Genomic DNA, 19,657 nt, shown 5'->3' on the forward strand with positions numbered 1-19,657 from the left:
GAATCAGAACCGAAGCTCTAGATTCTTGTTTTGACGCGTTTTCTTCACGCGAACCGGTGTCCACTTCGCTCGAAAACGCTCTAGCGAGACTTTGTGGGATGGGGAGAGCGTGCGCTCTACCCATCCCACGGCGCTACGTTGCCACCGTCCCGTTGCCGGCCGTCTCCAACCGAAACGCCGCCGCAAACAGCGCGCGGGTGTAATCCGTCTTCGGATTCTTGAACAGCTCGGCAGCCTGCCCCTCTTCGACCACCTTGCCGCCGCGCATCACGATCAGATGGCTCGCAAGCGAGGCGACGACGCGCAGATCGTGCGAGATGAACATGTAGGTCAGCTCGCGCTTGCGCTGCAGCTCGCGGAGCAGATCGACCATCTGGGCCTGGAACAGCATGTCGAGCGCGCTGGTCGGCTCGTCCAGCACGACGAAATCCGGCTCCAGCACCACCGCGCGTGCGATCGAGATGCGCTGGCGCTGGCCGCCGGAGAATTCGTGGGGATAGCGGAAGCGGGTATCGGCCTTCAGTCCGACGTCCTCCAGCGCCTTGACGACGCGCGCCTCGCGCTCTTCCCGCGACAGCTTCGGCTGATGCACGGAGAGACCTTCGGCGATGATGTCGGCGACCGACATGCGCGGCGAGAGCGAGCCGAACGGGTCCTGGAACACGATCTGCATGTCGCGCCGGAACGGTCGCATCTCCTTGAAGCGCAGGCCCTGGATGTCCTTGCCCAGAAATACGATGCGTCCGTTCGAGGAGATCAGCCGCAGCAGGGCCAGCCCCAGCGTGGTCTTGCCCGAGCCGGATTCGCCGACCACGCCGAGCGTCTCACCCTTGCGCACGGCGACGCTGACGCCGTCGACCGCCTTGATATGGCCGACCGTCTTGCGCATCAGGCCACGCTTGATCGGAAACCACACTTTCAGATCACTGGCCGACATCACCACCGGCGCATCCGGTTGCGGTGGTGCCGGATCCGGCTTGGGCTCCGCTGCGAGCAGGTCGCGCGTATAGGGATGTTTCGGGGTCTTGAAGACCTGCTCGACCGGCCCCTGCTCCACGATCACGCCGCCCTTCATGACGCAGACGGTGTCGGCGATACGGCGCACGATGCCGAGATCGTGGGTGATGAACAACAGGCTCATGCCGAGCCTGGAACGGATCTCGGCGAGCAGCGCCAGGATCTGCGCCTGCACGGTGACGTCGAGCGCCGTGGTCGGCTCGTCCGCGATCAACAGATCCGGCTCGTTGGCGAGCGCCATCGCGATCATCACGCGCTGGCGCTGGCCGCCGGAGAGCTGATGCGGATAGCTGTTCAGACGCGTCTCCGGCTCGGGAATGCCGACCTGCGTCAAGAGCTCCAGCGTCCGCTTGCGCGCCTGCGCATTGCTGGTCGGATTGTGCAGCTGGATGATCTCGCCGATCTGCGCCTCGATCGTGTGCAGCGGATTGAGCGAGGTCATCGGCTCCTGGAAGATGATGGAGATGTCGCTGCCCCTGATCTCCCGCATCTGTTGCTCGGAGCGGTCGATCAGCTCCTGCCCCTTGAAGCGGATGCTGCCCGAGGGGTGCGAGGCGTTGGGATAGGGCAGCAGCTTGAGGATGGAGAGCGCGCTGACGGATTTGCCGGAGCCGGACTCGCCGACCAGCGCCAGGCACTCGCCCCGCTTGATCTGGAACGAGACCTTGTCGACCGCGAGCGTCGTGGCGCCGCCCTGGTGAAAGGCCACCGAAAGGTCGCGCACGCTGAGCAGGGGCTGGTTGATCGCGTCCATGACCTTACCTGAACGTCTTGCGCGGATCGAAGGCGTCGCGCACCGCTTCGCCGATGAAGATCAGGAGCGACAGCATGATCGCAACCGAGAAGAAGCCGGAGAAGCCGAGCCAGGGCGCCTGCACATTGGACTTGGCTTGCGACAGCAATTCGCCCAGCGAGGGCGATCCCGGCGGCAGGCCGAAGCCCAGGAAATCCAGCGCCGTCAGCGTCATCACCGAGCTGGACACGATGAAGGGCAGGAACGTCATGGTCGCGACCATCGCGTTCGGCAGCAGGTGGCGGAACATGATGACGGGATTGGAGACGCCGAGCGCCCGTGCCGCCTGGATGTATTCGAAATTGCGACCGCGCAGGAACTCGGCCCGCACCAGGCCGACCAGCGAGACCCATGAGAACAGCAAGAGAATGCCGAGCAGCACGAAGAAGCCGGGCACGAGCACCGAGGAGAGGATCAGGAGAAGATAGAGCGAGGGAATCGCCGTCCAGATCTCGATGAAGCGCTGGAAGATGAGATCGACCCGGCCACCGAAATAGCCCTGCACCGCCCCCGCTGCGATGCCGATGACGGACGAGACGATCGTGAGGCAAAGGCCAAACAGCACCGAGATGCGGAAGCCGTAGATCAGCCGCGCGACCACGTCGCGCCCCTGATCGTCCGTTCCGAGCCAGTTGTATTCGAGGTCGCGGCAGCTCTTCAGCCCCTTTTTCTCCACCACCGGCTTGCATTGCGCTTCCGTGAGCATCCACGTCGGCGCCGACGGCGCCGGCGTCGGCAGATCGAGATTGTGGGTGTCGTAGGAGTAGCGGATCAGCGGCCAGAGGATGCTGCCGTTCTTGTCCTTGATCAGCTTCTGCAAATAGGGGTCGCGATAGTCCGCCGCGGTTTCGAAGTCACCACCGAATGTGGTTTCCGAATAAGTCACGAAGGCTGGCCAATAGAGGCGGCCGTCGAACTTGATCAGGAAAGGCCGATCATTGGCGATCAGCTCGGCGAACAGCGAGAGCACGAACAGGGCGATGAACAGCCAGAACGACCAATAGCCGCGGCGGTTCGCCTTGAAGTTCTGCCACCGCCGCCTGTTGAGCGGCGAAGGCGCGAAAGGCTTGCGCGTGATCGGAACGACCTCACCCAGCGGGGACTGTGTCGTGGTCTCGGTCGGCGTCGGCGCGGTAATCGTCATCAGACCTCCCGCGCCTCGAAATCGATCCGGGGGTCGATCCACATATAGGTCAGGTCGGAGATCAGATTGACCACGAGGCCGACGAGCGAAAAGATGTAGAGGGTGCCGAACACCACGGGATAATCGCGGTTGAGCACGCTCTCGAAACTGAGCAGCCCGAGGCCATCCAGCGAGAAGATGGTCTCGATCAGAAGCGAGCCCGAGAAGAAGGCGTGAATGAAGGTGCTGGGAAAGCCCGCGATGACGATGAGCATCGCGTTGCGGAAGACGTGACCGTAGAGCACCCGATTCTCGCTACAGCCCTTCGCGCGTGCGGTCATCACATATTGCTTGCGGATTTCGTCCAGAAACGAGTTCTTGGTCAGGAATGTCATGGTCGTGAACGCGCCTAGCCCCATCGCGATCAGCGGCAGCGTCAAATGCCAGAAGTAATCGATGATCTTCCAATACCAGGGAAATTGTGACCAGCCGTCTGACGTCAGTCCGCGCAGCGGAAACCAGTTGAAGAACGAGCCGCCCGCAAACAGGATGATCAGGAGGATCGCGAACAGGAAGCCGGGTATGGCGTAGCCGAGCACGAGCACGGTCGACGTCCAGGTGTCGAATCGCGTTCCGTCCTTGACCGCCTTGCGGATGCCGAGCGGAATCGAGATCAGATAGGTCAGGAGCGTCAACCACAGGCCGAGCGAGATCGAGACCGGCAGCTTCTCCTTGATGAGTTGCAGGACGCTGACGTCGCGGAAATAGCTCTTGCCGAAATCGAAGCGGGCGAAATTCCAGACCATCAGCGCAAAGCGCTCCGGTGCCGGCTTGTCGAAGCCGAACTGTGCCTCAAGCTTCTTGATGAAATCGGGGTCGAGACCCTGCGCGCCGCGATATTTCGAGTTGATCGCATCGGCACCGGCTCCCAGTTGCCCCGGCGCGCGCTGAGCAAAATCGCCGCCACCCGAAATGCGCGAGGTGCCGCCGGTGTCGGCACCCGAGAGCTGCGCGATGACGCGCTCGACCGGGCCACCCGGCGCGAACTGCACGACGACGAAGGAGACGAAGAGGATTCCGAGCAAAGTCGGGATCATCAGCAGGATGCGACGGGCGATATAGGCGCTCATGATTATTTCGCCTGCTCGAGCTTGGCCGCCTTGGCGGGTTCATACCACCATAGGGTTCGTTCACCCACGCCACTGGCGTAGTCGGAGATCGCGTAACGCGGCAGGTTCGCTGGATGACCGAACTGGTCCCAATAAGCCAGCCGATGGCTGGTGTTGTACCATTGCGGCACCCAGTAGCGGCCGGCGCGGAACACGCGATCGAGCGCGCGACAGGCGAAGGTCAGGTCGCTACGCGTCTCGGCCGCCATGGCCTTCTCGACCAGAGCATCCATCGCAGGACTGGCGGCGCCCGCCAGATTGTACGATCCCTTCGTCGCCGCGGCTTGCGAAGTGAAATATGTCCGCAAGCCGTCGCCGGGCGTGGCCGACATGGTCAGGCGCTGCATGGCGATGTCGAAGTCGAACGCTTCGACGCGCGCGCGGTACTGGACCGCATCGACGAGGCGCAAGCTGGCTTCAATGCCCAGCGTGTTCAGGTTCTTCAGGAACGAGCCGTGGTGCGGCTGGAACGAGGCTTCATCGATCAGGAACTCTATGGTGAAGACATCCCCATTGGGCAATATCCGCTTGCCGTCTTTGGCCGTGAGCTTCGCTTCCTGGAGCAGTTGCTGCGCCTTGCGCAGAAGCGCGCGGTCCTGGCCGGAGCCGTCCGACACCGGCGGCACGTACGGTTCACCAAAGACCTCATCAGGCACTTGCCCGCGGAAAGGCTCGAGCAGCTTCAACTCCTCCGCCGACGGCGGCCCCTGCGCGACAAGATCGGAATTCTGGAACGGCGAGACTGTGCGGGCATAGGCGCCGTACATGATGGTCTTGTTGGTCCACTCGAAATCGAACGCGCAGTTGATCGCTTCGCGGACTTTTGGATCCTTGAACCTGTCACGCCGCGTGTTCATGAACCAGCCCTGGCCGCCCGACGGGGTCTGATCCGGCACCAGCTCCCGCTTGACGCGGCCGTCCTTGACCGCGGGAAAGTCGTAGCGCGTCGCCCAGATACGCGAAGTGAATTCCTCGCGGTACAGGTAGCTTTTGCTCGTAAAACCTTCGAAGGCGACGTCGCGATCGCGGTAGAACTCGTAGCGGATCACGTCGAAATTGTTGCTGCCCCGGCAAACCGGAAGGTCGGCGCCCCACCAATCCTTGACCCGTTCGAATTCGACAAAGCGATTGATCTCGTACTTTCCGACCTTGTAGGGACCGGAGCCCAGCGGCGTGTCGGTCGTTGTTTCGTCAAATGGCCGGTTCGCGTAGTAGGCCTTCGAAAAGATCGGCAGGCCCGCCGCGTAGAGCGGCACGTCGCGCGCGCGCCTCTCGGCAAAATTCACGACCACGGTGGCATCATCGAGCGCCTCCGCGCCCTTGACGTCGCGCATCTGGATCTGGATCAACGGATGGCCCTTGGCCTTCAGCGTGTTGATCGAATACGCGACATCATGCGCGGTCAGCTTCGTCCCGTCATGAAACCTTGCCTCGGGTCGTATGGTGTAACGATAGGCGAGCTTGTCGGCGGATATCTGCACCGACTTGGCGGCAAAGCCGTACATGGCATCCGGTTCATCGCCGGCATGCGCCATCAGCGTTGCGAAGGTCAGATCCATCCCCTGTGCGCCCTCGCCTTTCAGGATGAAGGCATTGAACGAGTTGAAGGTCTGGTAGGACTGATTATAGCCGCGCGTTGACGGAATGAGCGAGAACACCCCGCCTTTCGGCGCATCGAGATTGACGTAGTCGAAGTGGTGGAAGTCGGCGGGGTATTTGAGATCGCCGAACGCCGAGATGCCGTGGGCTTCGGCCGGCCCTTCCGACGCCGCCGCGCCGCGCGGCAGGGCGGCGCCGAGCGCACCGCCGGCACCCAGGACCAGCACATGCCGGCGTGAAAGCTGCGCCATGCGCACTCGCTTCCTCAAGATCGTTTTCCGGCGCGCGCCGCCTTGTCCGCGTCGTACCACCACAACGCCGGCAGGCCGGACCGGCCGTATTTCGGCAGCGGCTCGGCATGGCTGAAGCGGTCCCAACGGGCGTAGCGCGAGAACGGATAGGTGAACTGGGGCACTACGTAGAAATTCCAGAGCAACACCCGATCGAGCGCACGCGTAGCGGCGACAAGACCGGCGCGGTCCTTGGCGAAGATCACCTTCTCGATCAAGGCATCGACGGCCGGGTTCTTGATGCCGATGGTGTTGCGTGCACCGGGCACGTCCGCCGTCGCCGAGCTCCAAAACTCGCGCTGCTCGTTGCCGGGCGAAAGCGACTCACCCCACTGGTCGATGATCATGTCGAAGTCGAAGCTGCGCAGGCGGTTCTGGTATTGCGCGTCATCGACCACACGAACCGACGTATTGACGCCGATCCGCTCCAGTGACGGCTTGTAGAACAGTGCGATTCGCTCAGACGAGGGTTCCTGCACCAGGATTTCGACCGTCAGAACCTTGCCCGACGCGTCGACCAGCTTGTGATCCCGCACCTCGAAACCGGCCTCCTTCAGCAACTTTGCTGCCTCACGCAGATTGGCGCGCACGGCTTCGGGATTGCCGCCGACCGGATTCTGGTACGGCGTGGTGAAGACTTCCGGCGGCACCTTGTCCCTTACGGTCTCGAGGATCTGCAGTTCCTCGCCCTGGGGCAGGCCGGTCGCCGCAAGGTCCGTGCCTTCGAAATAGCTGTTGATGCGCTTGTATTGACCGAAGAACAGCTGCTTGTTCATCTCTTCGAAGTCGTAGGCATAGTTGAACGCGCGCCGCACCCGCGCGTCCTTGAATTGGGGGCGCCTGTTGTTGACGACGAAGGCCTGCATGCGGCCGGAATCGTTGATCGGAAACTCTTGCTTGATCACCCGCTTCTCGGTCACCGCCGGGAAGTCATAAGCCGTCGCCCACTGCTTGGCTGAGTTTTCCGCGATCCAGTCGGCCTGATCGGCCTTGAACGCTTCCAGCGCGACCTGATTGTCGCGGAAGAATTCAAAGCGCAGCTCGTCGAAATTGTTGGTGCCGATCTGGCTCGGCAGATTGGCGCCCCAATGATCCTTGACCCGCTCCAGCTTGACTGAACGCCCCGCCACGAATTCCTTGATCCGATAGGGCCCGGAGCCGAGCGGGATTTCCAGGGTGGTCGCGCTGACGTCCCGCTTGCGCCCCTGCGCGTCGGTGCCCTCCCACCAATGCTTCGGCAGCACCGTGAGTTCGCCGACGATGGTCGGCAATTCGCGATTGCCCGGTCCATCGAACGTGAATTTGACGTCGCGATCGCCGACCTTCTCCGCCTTCGTCACGTGGCGATAGTAGGACGCATACATCGGGCTCTGCTGCTTGAACGTCTCCAGCGAGAACATGACGTCTTCCGGCGTCACCGGCTTGCCGTCATGCCAGCGGGCTTCCTTGCGCAGGCGGTAGATCACCCAGGAAAAATCGTCCGGATGCTGTGCGGCTTCGGCGAGTTCACCGTACTCGGTCGCCACCTCATCCTGCGCCCGGGTCATCAGCGTCTCGTAGATCATCGCAGCGGCCGGGGCGAGTGAGCCCTTGATGCCGGCGACCGCGAGGTTGAAATTGTCGAACGTCCCGATCGAGATCAGACGGGCGACGCCGCCCTTGGGCGCAACCGGGTTGACGTAATCAAAATGCTTGAAATCGGCGGGGTACTTGATGTCGCCGAACAGCGACAGCGCATGGCGCCAGGGAAGCTCGTTCGAAGACTGCGCCTGCGCCGCACCAGCGACGGGGAGCCCCGCTACGGAACCGAGGACGGGAAGCGCTGCGACAGCAGTGCCGGTGAGCAGGAGATCGCGTCGGGTAATGGCCAAATCAACATCCCTGTCTTGAAGGAGGCTACTCCTTTAAGTTCCCAATATAAGCGAGGTTTCGACCGAATATGTTGCTTTTTCCTCATCTTGGAAGGCCGGGCGGCCTGTCGCATGCGGCCAAACGCCCCGATAACGTCATCGCGAGGCCCTGATAAGGAAACGGCCAGGCTTCTCAGCCTGGCCGCGTATTCCAAGACAGGTTCTCGAAGCCTTACTTCGACGCGGTCGGCAGCGGCTTCGGATGCTCCGACAGCGAGTTCAGATAGGCAATGACGTCGGCGCGCTCGGAATCCTTGGGGATACCGGCGAAGCCCATCGCGGTGCCCGGGACGAAGCCCTTCGGATTGGCGATGAACTTGTTGAGATCGTCGAAAGTCCATTCGCCGCCTTTGCCCTTCATGGCGGCTGAGAAGTTGAAGCCGCCGCGGCCCTGGCCCTTCGGCTCACCCACGACGCCATAGAGGTTCGGACCGACGCGATTCGGGCCGCCCTTCTCGAAGGTGTGGCAGGCGCCGCACTTCTTGGCGGCGGCGGCGCCCTTCTCGACGGAGGCGGTCTGGAGCAGCTTTTCGATCGGCTCGGAGGCTGCCGCGGCAGCGCCGCCTTCCTTGCCGTGACCGGCATCTTCCTTCACGGCGATCTCGAAGCCCGGTTTTTCCGGCATCTTGGGCGAGAACAGCGCGCTCGCGGTGAAGCTCGTCACCAGCAGGATGAGACAGGTGCCGAGCACGGCACCGAGAATCTTATTGAGTTCGAAAGAGTCCATTTCCGGCCAGGCCCCACACCGCAAGAAGGATCGAGCGGCCGGGCGGCCGCCAGGACGAGCCTCGGGAGAATCAAACGTTCCTTATTGTTTCCCCGAGTTTTGCCATTGAGATATCGGTTTGCCCGGGGTCTGGCAACCCGTATAAGCGACCCCGCTTGCGGCCCGTCCCCACTCCATTTCTCGGCGCGGAAAACGCCCTGTTTCCAGGCTCTTGACCCCAGACCTTTGGACCCAATGATCGACCCCCGCATCCTGGTGCTGATCCCGGCCCGCATGGCCGCCACCCGCCTGCCCGGCAAGCCGCTCGCCGATATCGCGGGCCTGCCGATGATCGTCCATGTGATGCGCCGCGCCGAGGCCGCCGCCATCGGCCGGGTCGCGGTTGCGACCGACACGCCCGAGATCGCCTCGGTCGTGACGGCCCATGGCGGCGAAGCCGTGATGACCCGCGCCGACCACCCTTCGGGTTCGGACCGCATCCACGAGGCGATGCAGAAGCTCGACCCGGACGGCAAGGCCGAGATCGTGATCAACCTCCAGGGCGACTTCCCCACCATCACGCCGCAGACCATCCGCGAGGTGCTGCCGCCGTTCGACGACCCTGGCGTCGACATCGTGACGCTGGCCTCGCAGATCCACACCGAGGAGGAGGACCTCGCGCCCAGCGTCGTGAAGGCCGTGGGCTCACCGATCGGGCCGCGGCGGCTGCGGGCACTTTATTTTACCCGCGCCACGGCGCCTTACGGCAACGGACCACGCTACCATCACATCGGTCTCTATGCTTATCGCCGCGCCGCGCTGGAGCGATTCGTGTCGCTGCCGCCCTCGCCCCTGGAACGCCAGGAAAGCCTGGAGCAATTGCGGGCGGTCGAAGCCGGCCTGCGCATCGACATCATGATCGTCGACAGCGTGCCCCGCGGCGTCGACACGCCGCCCGATCTCGAAACCGCCCGCAGCATCCTTTCCAAATCCTGAGCGGCTGCTACAAGGCGCCGCAGGAGCAATTCGAGACATGACCAAGCTGAAGATCGCATTCCAGGGCGAGCCCGGGGCCAATTCCCACATCGCCATCGTCGAGGCCTATCCCGACGCCGAGCCGATGCCCTGCGCCACCTTCGAGGACGCGCTGTCGGCGATCTCGTCGGGCGAGGCCGATCTCGGCATGATTCCGATCGAGAATTCGGTCGCCGGCCGCGTCGCCGACATCCATCATCTGCTGCCGGCCTCCGGCCTCTTCATCATCGGCGAATGGTTTCTCCCCGTGCGGCATCAACTGATGGCGGTGAAGGGCACCAAGCTCGAAGACATCAAGAGCGTCGAGAGCCATGTGCATGCGCTCGGCCAGTGCCGTCGCATCATCCGCAAGCTCGGCATCAAACCGATCGTGCACGCCGACACCGCAGGCAGCGCCCGCGACATCTCGGAGCGCAAGGACAAGACGGTGGCCGCGATCGCCTCCCGCCTCGCCGCCAAGATCTACGGCCTCGACATCCTCGCCGAGGACATCGAGGACGAGGCCCACAACACCACGCGCTTCGTGGTGCTGGCGCGCGAGCCGAAATGGGCCGCGCAGGGCTCGGGACCGCTGGTCACGACGTTTGTTTTCCGCGTGCGCAATTTGCCGGCCGCGCTCTACAAGGCGCTTGGCGGCTTCGCCACCAACGGCGTCAACATGACCAAGCTCGAGAGCTACATGGTCGACGGCAATTTCTTCGCCACGCAGTTCTACGCCGACGTCGACGGCCACCCCGAGGACAAGGGCCTCGCTTTCGCCATCGAGGAGCTGAAATTCTTCTCGCGCGAATTCCGCATCGTCGGCGTGTATCCCGGCCATCCGTTCCGCGCGACGTTCAGCGAAGCCCAGCAGGATTGATCCTTCACCCTCACCCTCCCCCTCCAGGGGAGGGTAAGCTAAGCCGCCGCCTTAAGCCCGAACGCCTCCGCCAGCAGCGAGTACGATCTCTTCCGCGCGTCGTGATCGTAGACCGCCGTAATCACCATCAGCTCGTCCGGCTTGCTCGCCTCGATCAGCGGCTGCAGCTTCTTCTGCACCGTGGCGGGGTTGCCGACGAACAGGCGCGAGCGGTTGCGCAGGATCGAGGTGCGCTCGGCGTCGGAATAGGGATAGGCCAGCGCCTCCTCGACGCTCGGCAGCGGCAGATATTGTCCGCGGTCGCGGCGCAGGCGGTTGAGATCGAACGAAGAGGCGAGCCGTTCGGCCTCCTCATCGGTATCCGCTGTGATGACGGCGACCGCGAGGATCGCGTGCGGGCTTGCACGCCAGGCCGAAGGCTGGAAGCGGTTGCGGTAATGCACCATCGCATCGACCGCATCGTGGGACGCGAAGTGATGGGCGAAGGCGAAGCCCATGCCGACCTGGGCGGCCAGTTCCGAGGAATAATCGCTGGAGCCGAGCAGCCAGATCGGCGGCAGCTTGGTGTCGTCAGGCATGGCGACGACGTTGTGGTAGGGATGGCCTGCGGGGAATTCGCGCGTCTCCCACAGAATCAGCTCGTGCAGCCGCTCCAGGAAATCGTCGCCCTCGCGGCGGTCGAGCCGGCTCCGCAGCGCGTAAGCCGTCGCACCGTCGGTGCCGGGCGCACGGCCGAGCCCGAGATCGATGCGGCCGGGAAACAGCGCCTCCAGCATCTTGAAGCGCTCGGCCACGACCAACGGGGCGTGGTTGGGCAGCATCACGCCGCCGGAGCCGACGCGGATATGCTTCGTGACGGCCGCGATCTGGCCGATCATGACGTCGGGCGCCGGGCTCGCGACGGAGGCGAGGTTGTGGTGCTCGGCGAGCCAATAGCGGACATAGCCGAGGCCATCGACATGGCGCGCCAGATCGATGCTGTTGCGCAACGCCGCGGCGGGCTTGGTGCCTGATGTGACCACGGAGAGGTCGAGGACGGAGAGCGGGATCATGGCGGCGTAACCTAATGGAGAGCCAAGCGGCGACAATGGGTCGGCTACGCAGGTCTGGGGTGTGCGGGCCACGAGCCGACGCGGCGGGCCAGCGCGAGTCAATGGGCAAGTTAACGTCTAGATAACGAACACTTTGGCTTGCCCATCGACAAAACTTTCCGCCATCCGACCCTGAATTTTATACAATTTATTGATATATATAGTCTTTCAGATCGTCTGCAATTTCCCACTCGAACCGAAATTGAGGCAATAACTCCACATCGTTTGGTGGAAGTGGGCCATTTCCCACCATCGATGGGCTGTCGATCACCCTGCCTTTGGCTTATCTTGGGCCTCCAAGCGAGACCTGACCGTCGGCCGCCGAAACCTGGCGACAAATCTGGAGCAAGTGGTGCCATGACCGATCTGACGATCCCCGCCCGGACCAACGGGCAAGACGGGCACCTGAAGCGGCCTGCGATCTCCTTTGAGTTCTTTCCGCCCAAGACGGAAGACATGGAACGCAATCTCTGGGAGACCATCAACCGGCTCGCCCCGCTCGACCCGAAATTCGTCTCGGTGACCTACGGCGCCGGCGGCTCGACCCGCGAGCGCACCCATGCGACCATCGCCCGCATCCTGAAAGAGACTGCGCTGCTGCCGGCCGCGCATCTGACCTGCGTCGGCGCCTCGCGCGGCGAGATCGACGAGATCGTCGACCGCTATCACGAGGTCGGCGTCCGCCACATCGTGGCCTTGCGCGGCGATCCCGTCGGCGGCATCGGCACGCCCTACTCCAGCCATCCCGACGGCTACCAGAGCTCCGCGGACCTCGTCGCCGGGATCAAGAAGCGGCATGGCGACATCGAAGTGTCGGTCTCGGCCTATCCCGAGAAGCACCCCGAAGCGCGCGACTTCGACGCCGACATCGACACGCTGCAGGCCAAGGTGGATGCCGGCGCGACCCGCGCGATCACCCAGGTGTTCTTCGATAACGACCTCTACTTCCGCTATCTCGACCGCGTCCGTGCCCGCGGCATCGACATCCCGATCGTGCCGGGCATCATGCCCATGCACAATTTCAAGCAGGCGAGAGCCTTCGTAACGCGCGCCGGCACCACCGTGCCGGACTGGTTCGCCGCGAAATTCGAAGGCCTCGACGACGACGCCGAGACTCGCAAGCTCGTAGCTGCCACTGTTGCAGCCGGGCAGGTGCAGAAGCTGGCAAAACACGGCGTCGACACCTTCCATTTCTACACCATGAACCGCGCCGATCTCGTGTTCGCGATCAGCCATTTGCTCGGCATCCGCGCCAAGAGCGCCCAGAAGGCGGCCTAAGATAGCATGACCGTACCCATCTCTCCGAAGCGAACTGCCCTGCTCAACGCCGCGCGCGAGCGCATCCTCGTGCTCGACGGCGCCATGGGCACGATGATCCAGAACCTGCAATTCGACGAGGCCGCCTTCCGCGGCGAGCGTTTCAAGAATTTTCATCGCGACCTGCGCGGCAACAACGATCTGTTGATCCTGACCCAGCCGCAGGCGATCGAGGACATCCACGCCGCCTATTTGCGCGCCGGCGCCGACATCGTCGCGACCAATACCTTCTCCACCACCTCGATCGCGCAGGCCGATTACGATCTCACCGACATCGTCCGGGAAATGGCGCGCGAAGGCGCCCGCCTCGCCGGCAATGCCGCCCGCCGCGTCGAGGCCGAGGACGGCAAGCCGCGCTTCGTCGCCGGCGCCATCGGTCCGACCAACCGCACCGCATCGATCTCGCCCGACGTGTCCAACCCCGGCTACCGCGCCGTCACCTTCGACGATCTGCGCAAATCCTATGGCGAGCAGATCCGCGGCATGCTCGACGGCGGCGTCGACCTCTTGCTGGTCGAGACCATCTTCGACACGCTGAACGCCAAGGCGGCGCTCTATGCCATCGCCGAGATCACCGAAGCGCGTGGCATCGACGTGCCCGTGATGGTGTCGGGCACCATCACCGACAAGTCCGGCCGCCTGCTCTCCGGCCAGATGCCGGAAGCGTTCTGGAATTCGGTGCGGCACGCCAAGCCTGTTACCATCGGCTTCAACTGCGCGCTCGGCGCGGAAGATTTGCGCGCCCATATCGCCGATATCGGCCGCGTCGCCGACACGCTGGTCTGCGCCTATCCGAACGCCGGCCTGCCCAACGAGTTCGGCCAGTATGACGAGACGCCGGAATATATGGCGCGCCTGGTCGGCGAATTCGCGCGTGACGGCCTCGTCAACATCGTCGGCGGCTGCTGCGGCACCACGCCGGACCATATCGCGGCAATCGCAGCGGCCGTGGCCCCGCACAAGCCGCGCATCGTGCCCGAGATCGAACCGCGCCTGCGGCTCTCCGGCCTCGAGCCGTTCGTGCTGACGGACGCCATTCCGTTCGTGAATGTCGGCGAGCGCACCAACGTCACCGGCTCCGCCCGCTTCCGCAAGCTGATCACGGCCGGCGACTACACGGCGGCGCTGCAGGTTGCCCGCGACCAGGTCGAGAACGGCGCGCAGATCATCGACGTCAACATGGACGAAGGCCTGCTCGACTCGGAAGCCGCGATGGTGACCTTCCTCAACCTCGTCGCCGCCGAGCCCGACATCGCCCGTGTCCCCGTGATGGTGGACTCCTCGAAATTCTCGGTGATCGAGGCCGGCCTGAAATGCGTGCAGGGCAAGCCGGTCGTCAACTCGATCTCGATGAAGGAAGGCGAGGAGAAGTTCATCCACGAGGCCAGGATCGCCCGCCGCCACGGCGCGGCCGTCGTGGTCATGGCATTCGACGAGGTCGGCCAGGCCGACACGTTCACGCGCAAGACCGAGATCTGCGAGCGCGCCTACGACATCCTGGTGAACAAGGTCGGCTTCCCGCCCGAGGACATCATCTTCGATCCCAACATCTTCGCGATCGCGACCGGCATCGAGGAACACAACAATTACGGCGTCGACTTCATCGAGGCGACGCGCTGGATCCGCCAGAACCTGCCGGGCGCGCACATCTCGGGCGGCGTCTCCAACCTCTCCTTCTCGTTCCGCGGCAACGAGCCGGTGCGCGAGGCCATGCACTCGGTGTTCCTGTATCACGCCATCAAGGCGGGCATGGACATGGGCATCGTCAATGCCGGGCAGATGATCGTCTATGACGACATCGACCCTGAATTGCGCCAGGTGTGCGAGGACGTCATCCTCAATCGCGATCCCGGAGCGTCCGAGCGGCTGCTGGCGCTGGCGGAAAAATTCCGCGGCAACAAGACCCAGACCAAGGAAGCCGATCTCGCCTGGCGCGAATGGCCGGTGGCCAAGCGACTGTCGCATTCGCTGGTGCACGGCATCACGGAATACATCGAGCAGGACACCGAAGAGGCCCGCAAGGCGTCCTCGCGGCCGCTCGACGTGATCGAGGGCCCGCTGATGGCCGGCATGAACGTGGTCGGCGACCTCTTCGGTGACGGCAAGATGTTCCTGCCGCAGGTGGTGAAGTCCGCCCGCGTGATGAAGCAGGCTGTCGCCTGGCTGATGCCGTTCATGGAGGAGGAGAAGGCGCGCAACCTCGCCAACGGCATCGGCACCGAGGGATCCTCGTCCGCCGGCAAGATCGTGCTCGCGACCGTCAAGGGCGACGTCCACGACATCGGCAAGAACATCGTCGGCATCGTGCTCCAGTGCAACAATTTCGAGGTCATCGACCTCGGCGTGATGGTGCCGGCCGCCAAGATCGTCGAGACCGTGAAGGCGGAGAAGGCCGACATCGTCGGTCTCTCGGGCCTGATCACGCCCTCGCTCGACGAGATGGCGTTCTTCGCCGGCGAATTGCAGCGCGAAGGGTTGAAGCTGCCGCTGCTGATCGGCGGCGCCACCACCAGCCGCGTGCACACGGCGGTCAAGATCGACCCGAGCTATCGCGCCGGCCCCGTCGTCCACGTCAACGACGCCAGCCGCGCGGTCGGCGTTGCCTCCTCGCTGCTGTCGCCCGAGAAGCGCGAGGCCTATGCCGCCGAGGTGCGTGCCGAATACGCGAAGATCTCGGAGGCGCATCTGCGGGCGCAGGCCGACAAGAAGCGGCTGAAGCTGGAAGCCGCCCGCGCCAACCGCGTGCCGGTCGATTTCGCCAAAAGCAAGCCGGTGAAGCCGACCTTCCTCGGCATCAAGAGCTTCGACGACTACGATCTCGCCGAGCTGGTCGAGTACATCGACTGGACGCCGTTCTTCCAGACCTGGGAGCTCGCCGGCCGCTTCCCCGCCATCCTCGACGACGCCAAGGTCGGCGAGGTCGCGCGCTCGCTCTATGACGATGCGCGCAAGATGCTCGACACCATCGTCAAGGAGAAGTGGTTCCGGGCGCGCGCGACGATCGGGTTCTGGCCGGCCAATGCCGAGGGCGACGACATCGCGCTCTATGCCGACGAGAGCCGGACGAAGAAGATCGCGACGCTGCACACGCTGCGCCAGCAGCTCGAGAAGCGCGAGGGCCGGTTCAACGCCGCGCTCGCCGACTTCGTCGCGCCCGCGGGCGTGCCCGACTATGTCGGCGGCTTCGTCGTCACCGCGGGGATCGGCGAGGATGCCGTTGCCGACCGCTTCAAGATGGCCAACGACGACTACTCCTCGATCCTGTGCAAGGCGCTGGCCGACCGCCTTGCGGAGGCCTTTGCCGAGCGCATGCACGCCCGCGTGCGCCGCGAGTTCTGGGCCTACGCGCCGGACGAGGCCCTCTCCAACGACGAGATGATCCTGGAGAAGTACTCTGGCATCCGCCCCGCGCCCGGCTATCCCGCGCAGCCCGACCACACCGAGAAGGCGACGCTGTTCGAGCTGCTCGATGCGGAAGCAACCTGTGGCGTCAGGCTGACCGAGAGCTTTGCGATGTGGCCGGGCTCGAGCGTGTCCGGGCTCTATTTCGCTGCGCCTGAGAGCTACTATTTCGGCGTCGGCAAGATCGAGCGCGACCAGGTCGAGGACTACGCCGCGCGCAAGGGTATGAGCGTCGCGGAAGCCGAGCGCTGGCTCGCGCCGGTGCTGAACTACATCCCGTCGCAACAGACCGACAAGGCCTTCGCGGCAACGCCGGCGAACGACGAGCCCCCGGCGGATCTCGCCTCGCATCCGCCGGGCTGCACCTGCGCGGTGCATCTGGTCTGGCAGAAGAAGCGCGCAGGCGCGGGATAGGCCGCGCTCCAAAGCAAAAGTTGCGAAAACAACCCCATGCACAGTAGCCATGGGGTTGAAAGGGTTGAGCAATTTTTGCATGGCGTCGGGCGCGGTTTGCGACGTCGGGCAAAACAGGGGTATTGTTGCATCATTGGCTGCTGTGGCCACTGAAGCAGCGCCGGCAGCGGATTGCTATTTCACTCTTCCTACGCGCACGGTGCCCATCCTCCCCTGGAGGGGGAGGATCGGTCCGCATGCAGCGAAGCGGAATGCGGACCGAGGTGGGGTGACGGTCTCTCCACATCCAACGCTGCCCGTGCGGAGAGATCACCCCACCCCGCTCGCGCTGCGCGCGATCGACCCTCCCCCTCCAGGGGAGGGTAAGAAACCTCACCCCTTTGGCGGGGCCAGCGGCTGCACGATCTCCTGGAACGGGGCCAACGCCTCGCAGCGCTCGGCATGTGCCGCCAGCGCCGGATAGCGCGAGGCGTCGAACAGAAGCGGATGCGCCTCGCGGGTGAAGCGGACGACGCAGGCGACCGCGACATCGGCGTGGCCGATGCGATCACCCAGCCAGTACGGCGTGGCCACCCTGGCGCGCTCGGCTTCCAGCACCTTGAGCACGTCGCCGATCTGCGCCTGGCAACGCTCGACCCACAACACGAGCTGCTCCTTCCGCAGCACGCGCTCATAGAGCAGGCTGACCGCCTTGTCGCCGAGACCTGAGGCGAGCGCGCAAATGCGCAAATGCTTGCGCCGCTCGGCGCCGCTTCGCGGCAGCATCGCCTTGTCCGCGCCGACGCGCTCGTCGAGATAGTCGAGGATGATCATGCTCTCGATCAGCGCCTCGCCGTCGTCGAGCACCAGGGTCGGCACGCGCCGCAACGGGTTGTACGGCGCGATCTTGTCGGCATCGCCGAAAGTCGACCATGGCTTGTGCTCGAAAGCGATGCCGTAAAGCCGCAGCGCAATCGCGACGCGGCGGACGAAGGGGGAATCATATTGGCCGATCAGGAACATGGTTCTCGCTCTTCTCAGTCGTGGGACCCGGCAGGGCCGATCAGTCTCCACGACCGGCTCGGTGCGGCGCAACAAGAATCTCGGAAATGGAGCATTGCGCCGGCTGCAACGTCGCCCGCGACCACCTCAGGCGCTACCCGTCAAAGGCCGTCCTGGATCGAGCGCTTGATCGCGGCGATGGCCGTCTCGTTGCGCTTGTACATCGTCCACTGCTTGATCCGCTTGGCGCGCACCAGCTTGGCCGCCGTCAGCACCCGCATGTGCTCGCTCACCGTGGGCGCGCTGACCCCGAGCTTCTCGGCGATCAGCAATCCGCAGACGCCGTCCTCGACCAGGTCGCCATCGGCCTGCTCGCGAAAATGCCGCCGCGGATCCCGCAGCCATTCCAGGATCTGCAGGCGGCGTTCATTGGCGAGCGCGCGCAAGGCAACGGCGAATTTCATTTAGCCATTTTGCTAATTACCTAATTGATGTCAACTCTCCCATGCGCTAGTCTGGATTGCATCATGACAGCAACCACGGACATCACGCGGGAGCGGATTGCGGCGACCGAGACGGTCATCCGCCCGCATATCAGGCGCACACCGCTGCTTCGGGTCGATCTCGCCGATTTCGGCCTGCCCGCCGCGCCCGTCACGTTCAAGCTCGAGATGCTGCAGCATTCCGGATCGTTCAAGGCGCGCGGCGCCTTCGCCAATCTGTTGCTGCGGCAGGTGCCGGAGGCCGGCGTCGTTGCCGCATCCGGCGGCAATCACGGCGCGGCCGTCGCCTATGCGGCGCAGCAGCTCGGCATTCCCGCCGCGATCTTCGTGCCTGACATCACCTCACCGGCCAAGGCGGAGCGGATCAGAGGATATGGCGCAAAGCTCGTGATCGCGGGAAGCCGCTACGCCGATGCGCTCGCCGCCAGCGAGGCGCATGTCGTGCAGACCGGCGCGCTGGCCGTCCATGCCTACGATCAGGCCGAAACCCTGCTCGGCCAGGGCAGCGTCGGCCTGGAGCTGGAGCAGGATGCTCCCGGCATCGACACGCTGCTCGTGGCGGTTGGCGGCGGCGGGCTGATCGGCGGCATTGCGGCGTGGTACGCCGGCAGGACGCGCATCGTGGCGGTCGAGCCTGAGCAATCGCCCACCCTGCACGCCGCGTTCGAAGCCGGCGCACCGGTCGATGCGCCGGCCGGCGGCATCGCCGCCGACAGCCTTGCGCCGCGGCGCGTCGGCGAGCTGATGTTTCCGGTCGCGCGGGCTCATGTCGAGCGCGTCGTCCTGGTCAGCGACGATGCGATCCGGCAGGCCCAAGCAGCCCTGTGGTCGCGCCTGCGTCTCGTGGCCGAGCCCGGCGGCGCAGCCGCGTTTGCCGCGCTGCTCTCCAGCCGCTATCGTCCCTCACCCGCCGAGCGCGTCGCGGTTCTGCTCTGCGGCGCCAACACCACGGCGGTGAATTTCGACAGCTGAGCGGGCATGGCATGAAGGCAACACGCGGACTGATGCTGATATCGATCCTGTTGCCGATGATGGGTGCCGCCCGCGCCCAGGACCGCCCGATCGGCTTTCTGACACCGTCGAAGAACATCGCCTGCCAGTTCTTCACCGATAACGGCCAAGCCAACGATAGAGGCGTGCTCCGCTGCGACATCATGAACATGGACGCGCGCCCGCGCCGCCCCGCCGACTGCGACCTCGATTATGGCCACGCCTTCGAGATGAGCGCGAAGGGCGCCGCGGGGCGCATCTGTGCCGGCGACACCGTGATGGACGCCTCGCTGCCGGTGCTGGCCTATGGCGAGATCTGGCAGCGCGGGGGATTTACATGCCGGTCGGAACAGAGCGGGCTGACGTGCTTCAATGCGATGCAGCGGGGGTTTTCGCTGGCGCGGGGGAAGCAGGAGGTGTTTTGAGGCGAAAGTCCGTAAGCCTTCCTGCGGAGCGCT

The 19,657-nt window shown here is 64.3% G+C and carries 15 protein-coding genes; 6 read left to right on the forward strand and 9 right to left on the reverse strand.

The genetic code is table 11. The features are described 5' to 3' along the window. Nucleotides 1–133: 133 nt before the first annotated feature. The 6 genes from UNPF46_RS11330 to UNPF46_RS11355 all read right to left on the reverse strand — a co-directional run bounded on the left by UNPF46_RS11330 (nt 134) and on the right by UNPF46_RS11355 (nt 8,628). A complete protein-coding gene (locus UNPF46_RS11330; protein WP_142250063.1) occupies nt 134–1,771 on the reverse strand; it encodes an ABC transporter ATP-binding protein in 1,638 nt (545 codons plus the stop codon). 4 nt (nt 1,772–1,775) lie between these two features. Beyond that, a complete protein-coding gene (locus UNPF46_RS11335; RefSeq protein ID WP_142250064.1) occupies nt 1,776–2,954 on the reverse strand; it encodes an ABC transporter permease in 1,179 nt (392 codons plus the stop codon). Beyond that, nucleotides 2,954–4,063 carry a microcin C ABC transporter permease YejB gene (locus UNPF46_RS11340; protein WP_100176786.1) on the reverse strand — a complete coding sequence of 370 codons (1,110 nt, stop codon included), beginning with the start codon at nt 4,061–4,063 and terminating at the stop codon, nt 2,954–2,956. The genes UNPF46_RS11335 and UNPF46_RS11340 overlap by 1 nt, the downstream gene beginning before the upstream one ends. A gap of 2 nt (nt 4,064–4,065) precedes the next feature. Further along, a complete protein-coding gene (locus UNPF46_RS11345; RefSeq protein ID WP_174718889.1) occupies nt 4,066–5,952 on the reverse strand; it encodes an extracellular solute-binding protein in 1,887 nt (628 codons plus the stop codon). A 14-nt stretch (nt 5,953–5,966) separates the two neighbouring features. Then, nucleotides 5,967–7,862, reverse strand: a complete 1,896-nt coding sequence (locus tag UNPF46_RS11350; protein ID WP_142250065.1) for an extracellular solute-binding protein — start codon at nt 7,860–7,862, stop codon at nt 5,967–5,969. A 211-nt stretch (nt 7,863–8,073) separates the two neighbouring features. Then, nucleotides 8,074–8,628 (reverse strand): c-type cytochrome, encoded by a 555-nt coding sequence (locus tag UNPF46_RS11355; RefSeq protein ID WP_100176783.1) that lies wholly within the window; start codon nt 8,626–8,628, stop codon nt 8,074–8,076. Nucleotides 8,629–8,862: 234 nt separating this feature from the next. Between UNPF46_RS11355 and UNPF46_RS11360 the strand changes: the two genes are divergently transcribed. Then, nucleotides 8,863–9,603: a 3-deoxy-manno-octulosonate cytidylyltransferase gene (locus tag UNPF46_RS11360; protein ID WP_142250066.1), complete on the forward strand. Its 741-nt coding sequence runs from the start codon at nt 8,863–8,865 to the stop codon at nt 9,601–9,603. Between the two features lie 37 nt (nt 9,604–9,640). Beyond that, on the forward strand, nt 9,641–10,501 hold the full coding sequence (locus UNPF46_RS11365) for a prephenate dehydratase (protein ID WP_100176781.1): 861 nt from the start codon (nt 9,641–9,643) through the stop codon (nt 10,499–10,501). 38 nt (nt 10,502–10,539) lie between these two features. Here the strand turns inward: UNPF46_RS11365 and UNPF46_RS11370 are convergent, their stop codons facing one another. After that, on the reverse strand, nt 10,540–11,553 hold the full coding sequence (locus UNPF46_RS11370) for an LLM class flavin-dependent oxidoreductase (protein WP_100176780.1): 1,014 nt from the start codon (nt 11,551–11,553) through the stop codon (nt 10,540–10,542). A gap of 396 nt (nt 11,554–11,949) precedes the next feature. Between UNPF46_RS11370 and metF the strand changes: the two genes are divergently transcribed. Next, nucleotides 11,950–12,870: a methylenetetrahydrofolate reductase [NAD(P)H] gene (metF, locus tag UNPF46_RS11375; protein WP_142250067.1), complete on the forward strand. Its 921-nt coding sequence runs from the start codon at nt 11,950–11,952 to the stop codon at nt 12,868–12,870. 6 nt (nt 12,871–12,876) lie between these two features. After that, nucleotides 12,877–16,725, forward strand: a complete 3,849-nt coding sequence (metH, locus tag UNPF46_RS11380; protein WP_142250068.1) for a methionine synthase — start codon at nt 12,877–12,879, stop codon at nt 16,723–16,725. Nucleotides 16,726–17,097: 372 nt separating this feature from the next. Here metH and UNPF46_RS11390 read toward each other — a convergent pair whose 3' ends face one another. Both UNPF46_RS11390 and UNPF46_RS11395 read right to left on the reverse strand, forming a co-directional pair. Beyond that, complete coding sequence (locus tag UNPF46_RS11390; RefSeq protein ID WP_142250069.1) at nt 17,098–17,727, reverse strand: glutathione S-transferase family protein; 630 nt, start codon at nt 17,725–17,727, stop codon at nt 17,098–17,100. 140 nt (nt 17,728–17,867) lie between these two features. After that, on the reverse strand, nt 17,868–18,170 hold the full coding sequence (locus UNPF46_RS11395) for an ArsR/SmtB family transcription factor (protein WP_028177302.1): 303 nt from the start codon (nt 18,168–18,170) through the stop codon (nt 17,868–17,870). Nucleotides 18,171–18,197: 27 nt separating this feature from the next. On the opposite strand from UNPF46_RS11395, the gene UNPF46_RS11400 reads away from it, so the two are divergent. Further along, a complete protein-coding gene (locus UNPF46_RS11400) occupies nt 18,198–19,181 on the forward strand; it encodes a threonine/serine dehydratase (RefSeq protein ID WP_142250070.1) in 984 nt (327 codons plus the stop codon). A gap of 11 nt (nt 19,182–19,192) precedes the next feature. Next, nucleotides 19,193–19,624, forward strand: coding sequence for a DUF6636 domain-containing protein (locus UNPF46_RS11405; protein ID WP_142250071.1), 432 nt, complete (start codon nt 19,193–19,195; stop codon nt 19,622–19,624). The last annotated feature ends 33 nt before the right edge of the window (nt 19,625–19,657 follow it).

It is taken from the genome of Bradyrhizobium sp. UNPF46, from assembly GCF_006658625.1.
Taxonomy (GTDB): Bacteria; Pseudomonadota; Alphaproteobacteria; order Rhizobiales; family Xanthobacteraceae; genus Bradyrhizobium; species Bradyrhizobium nitroreducens.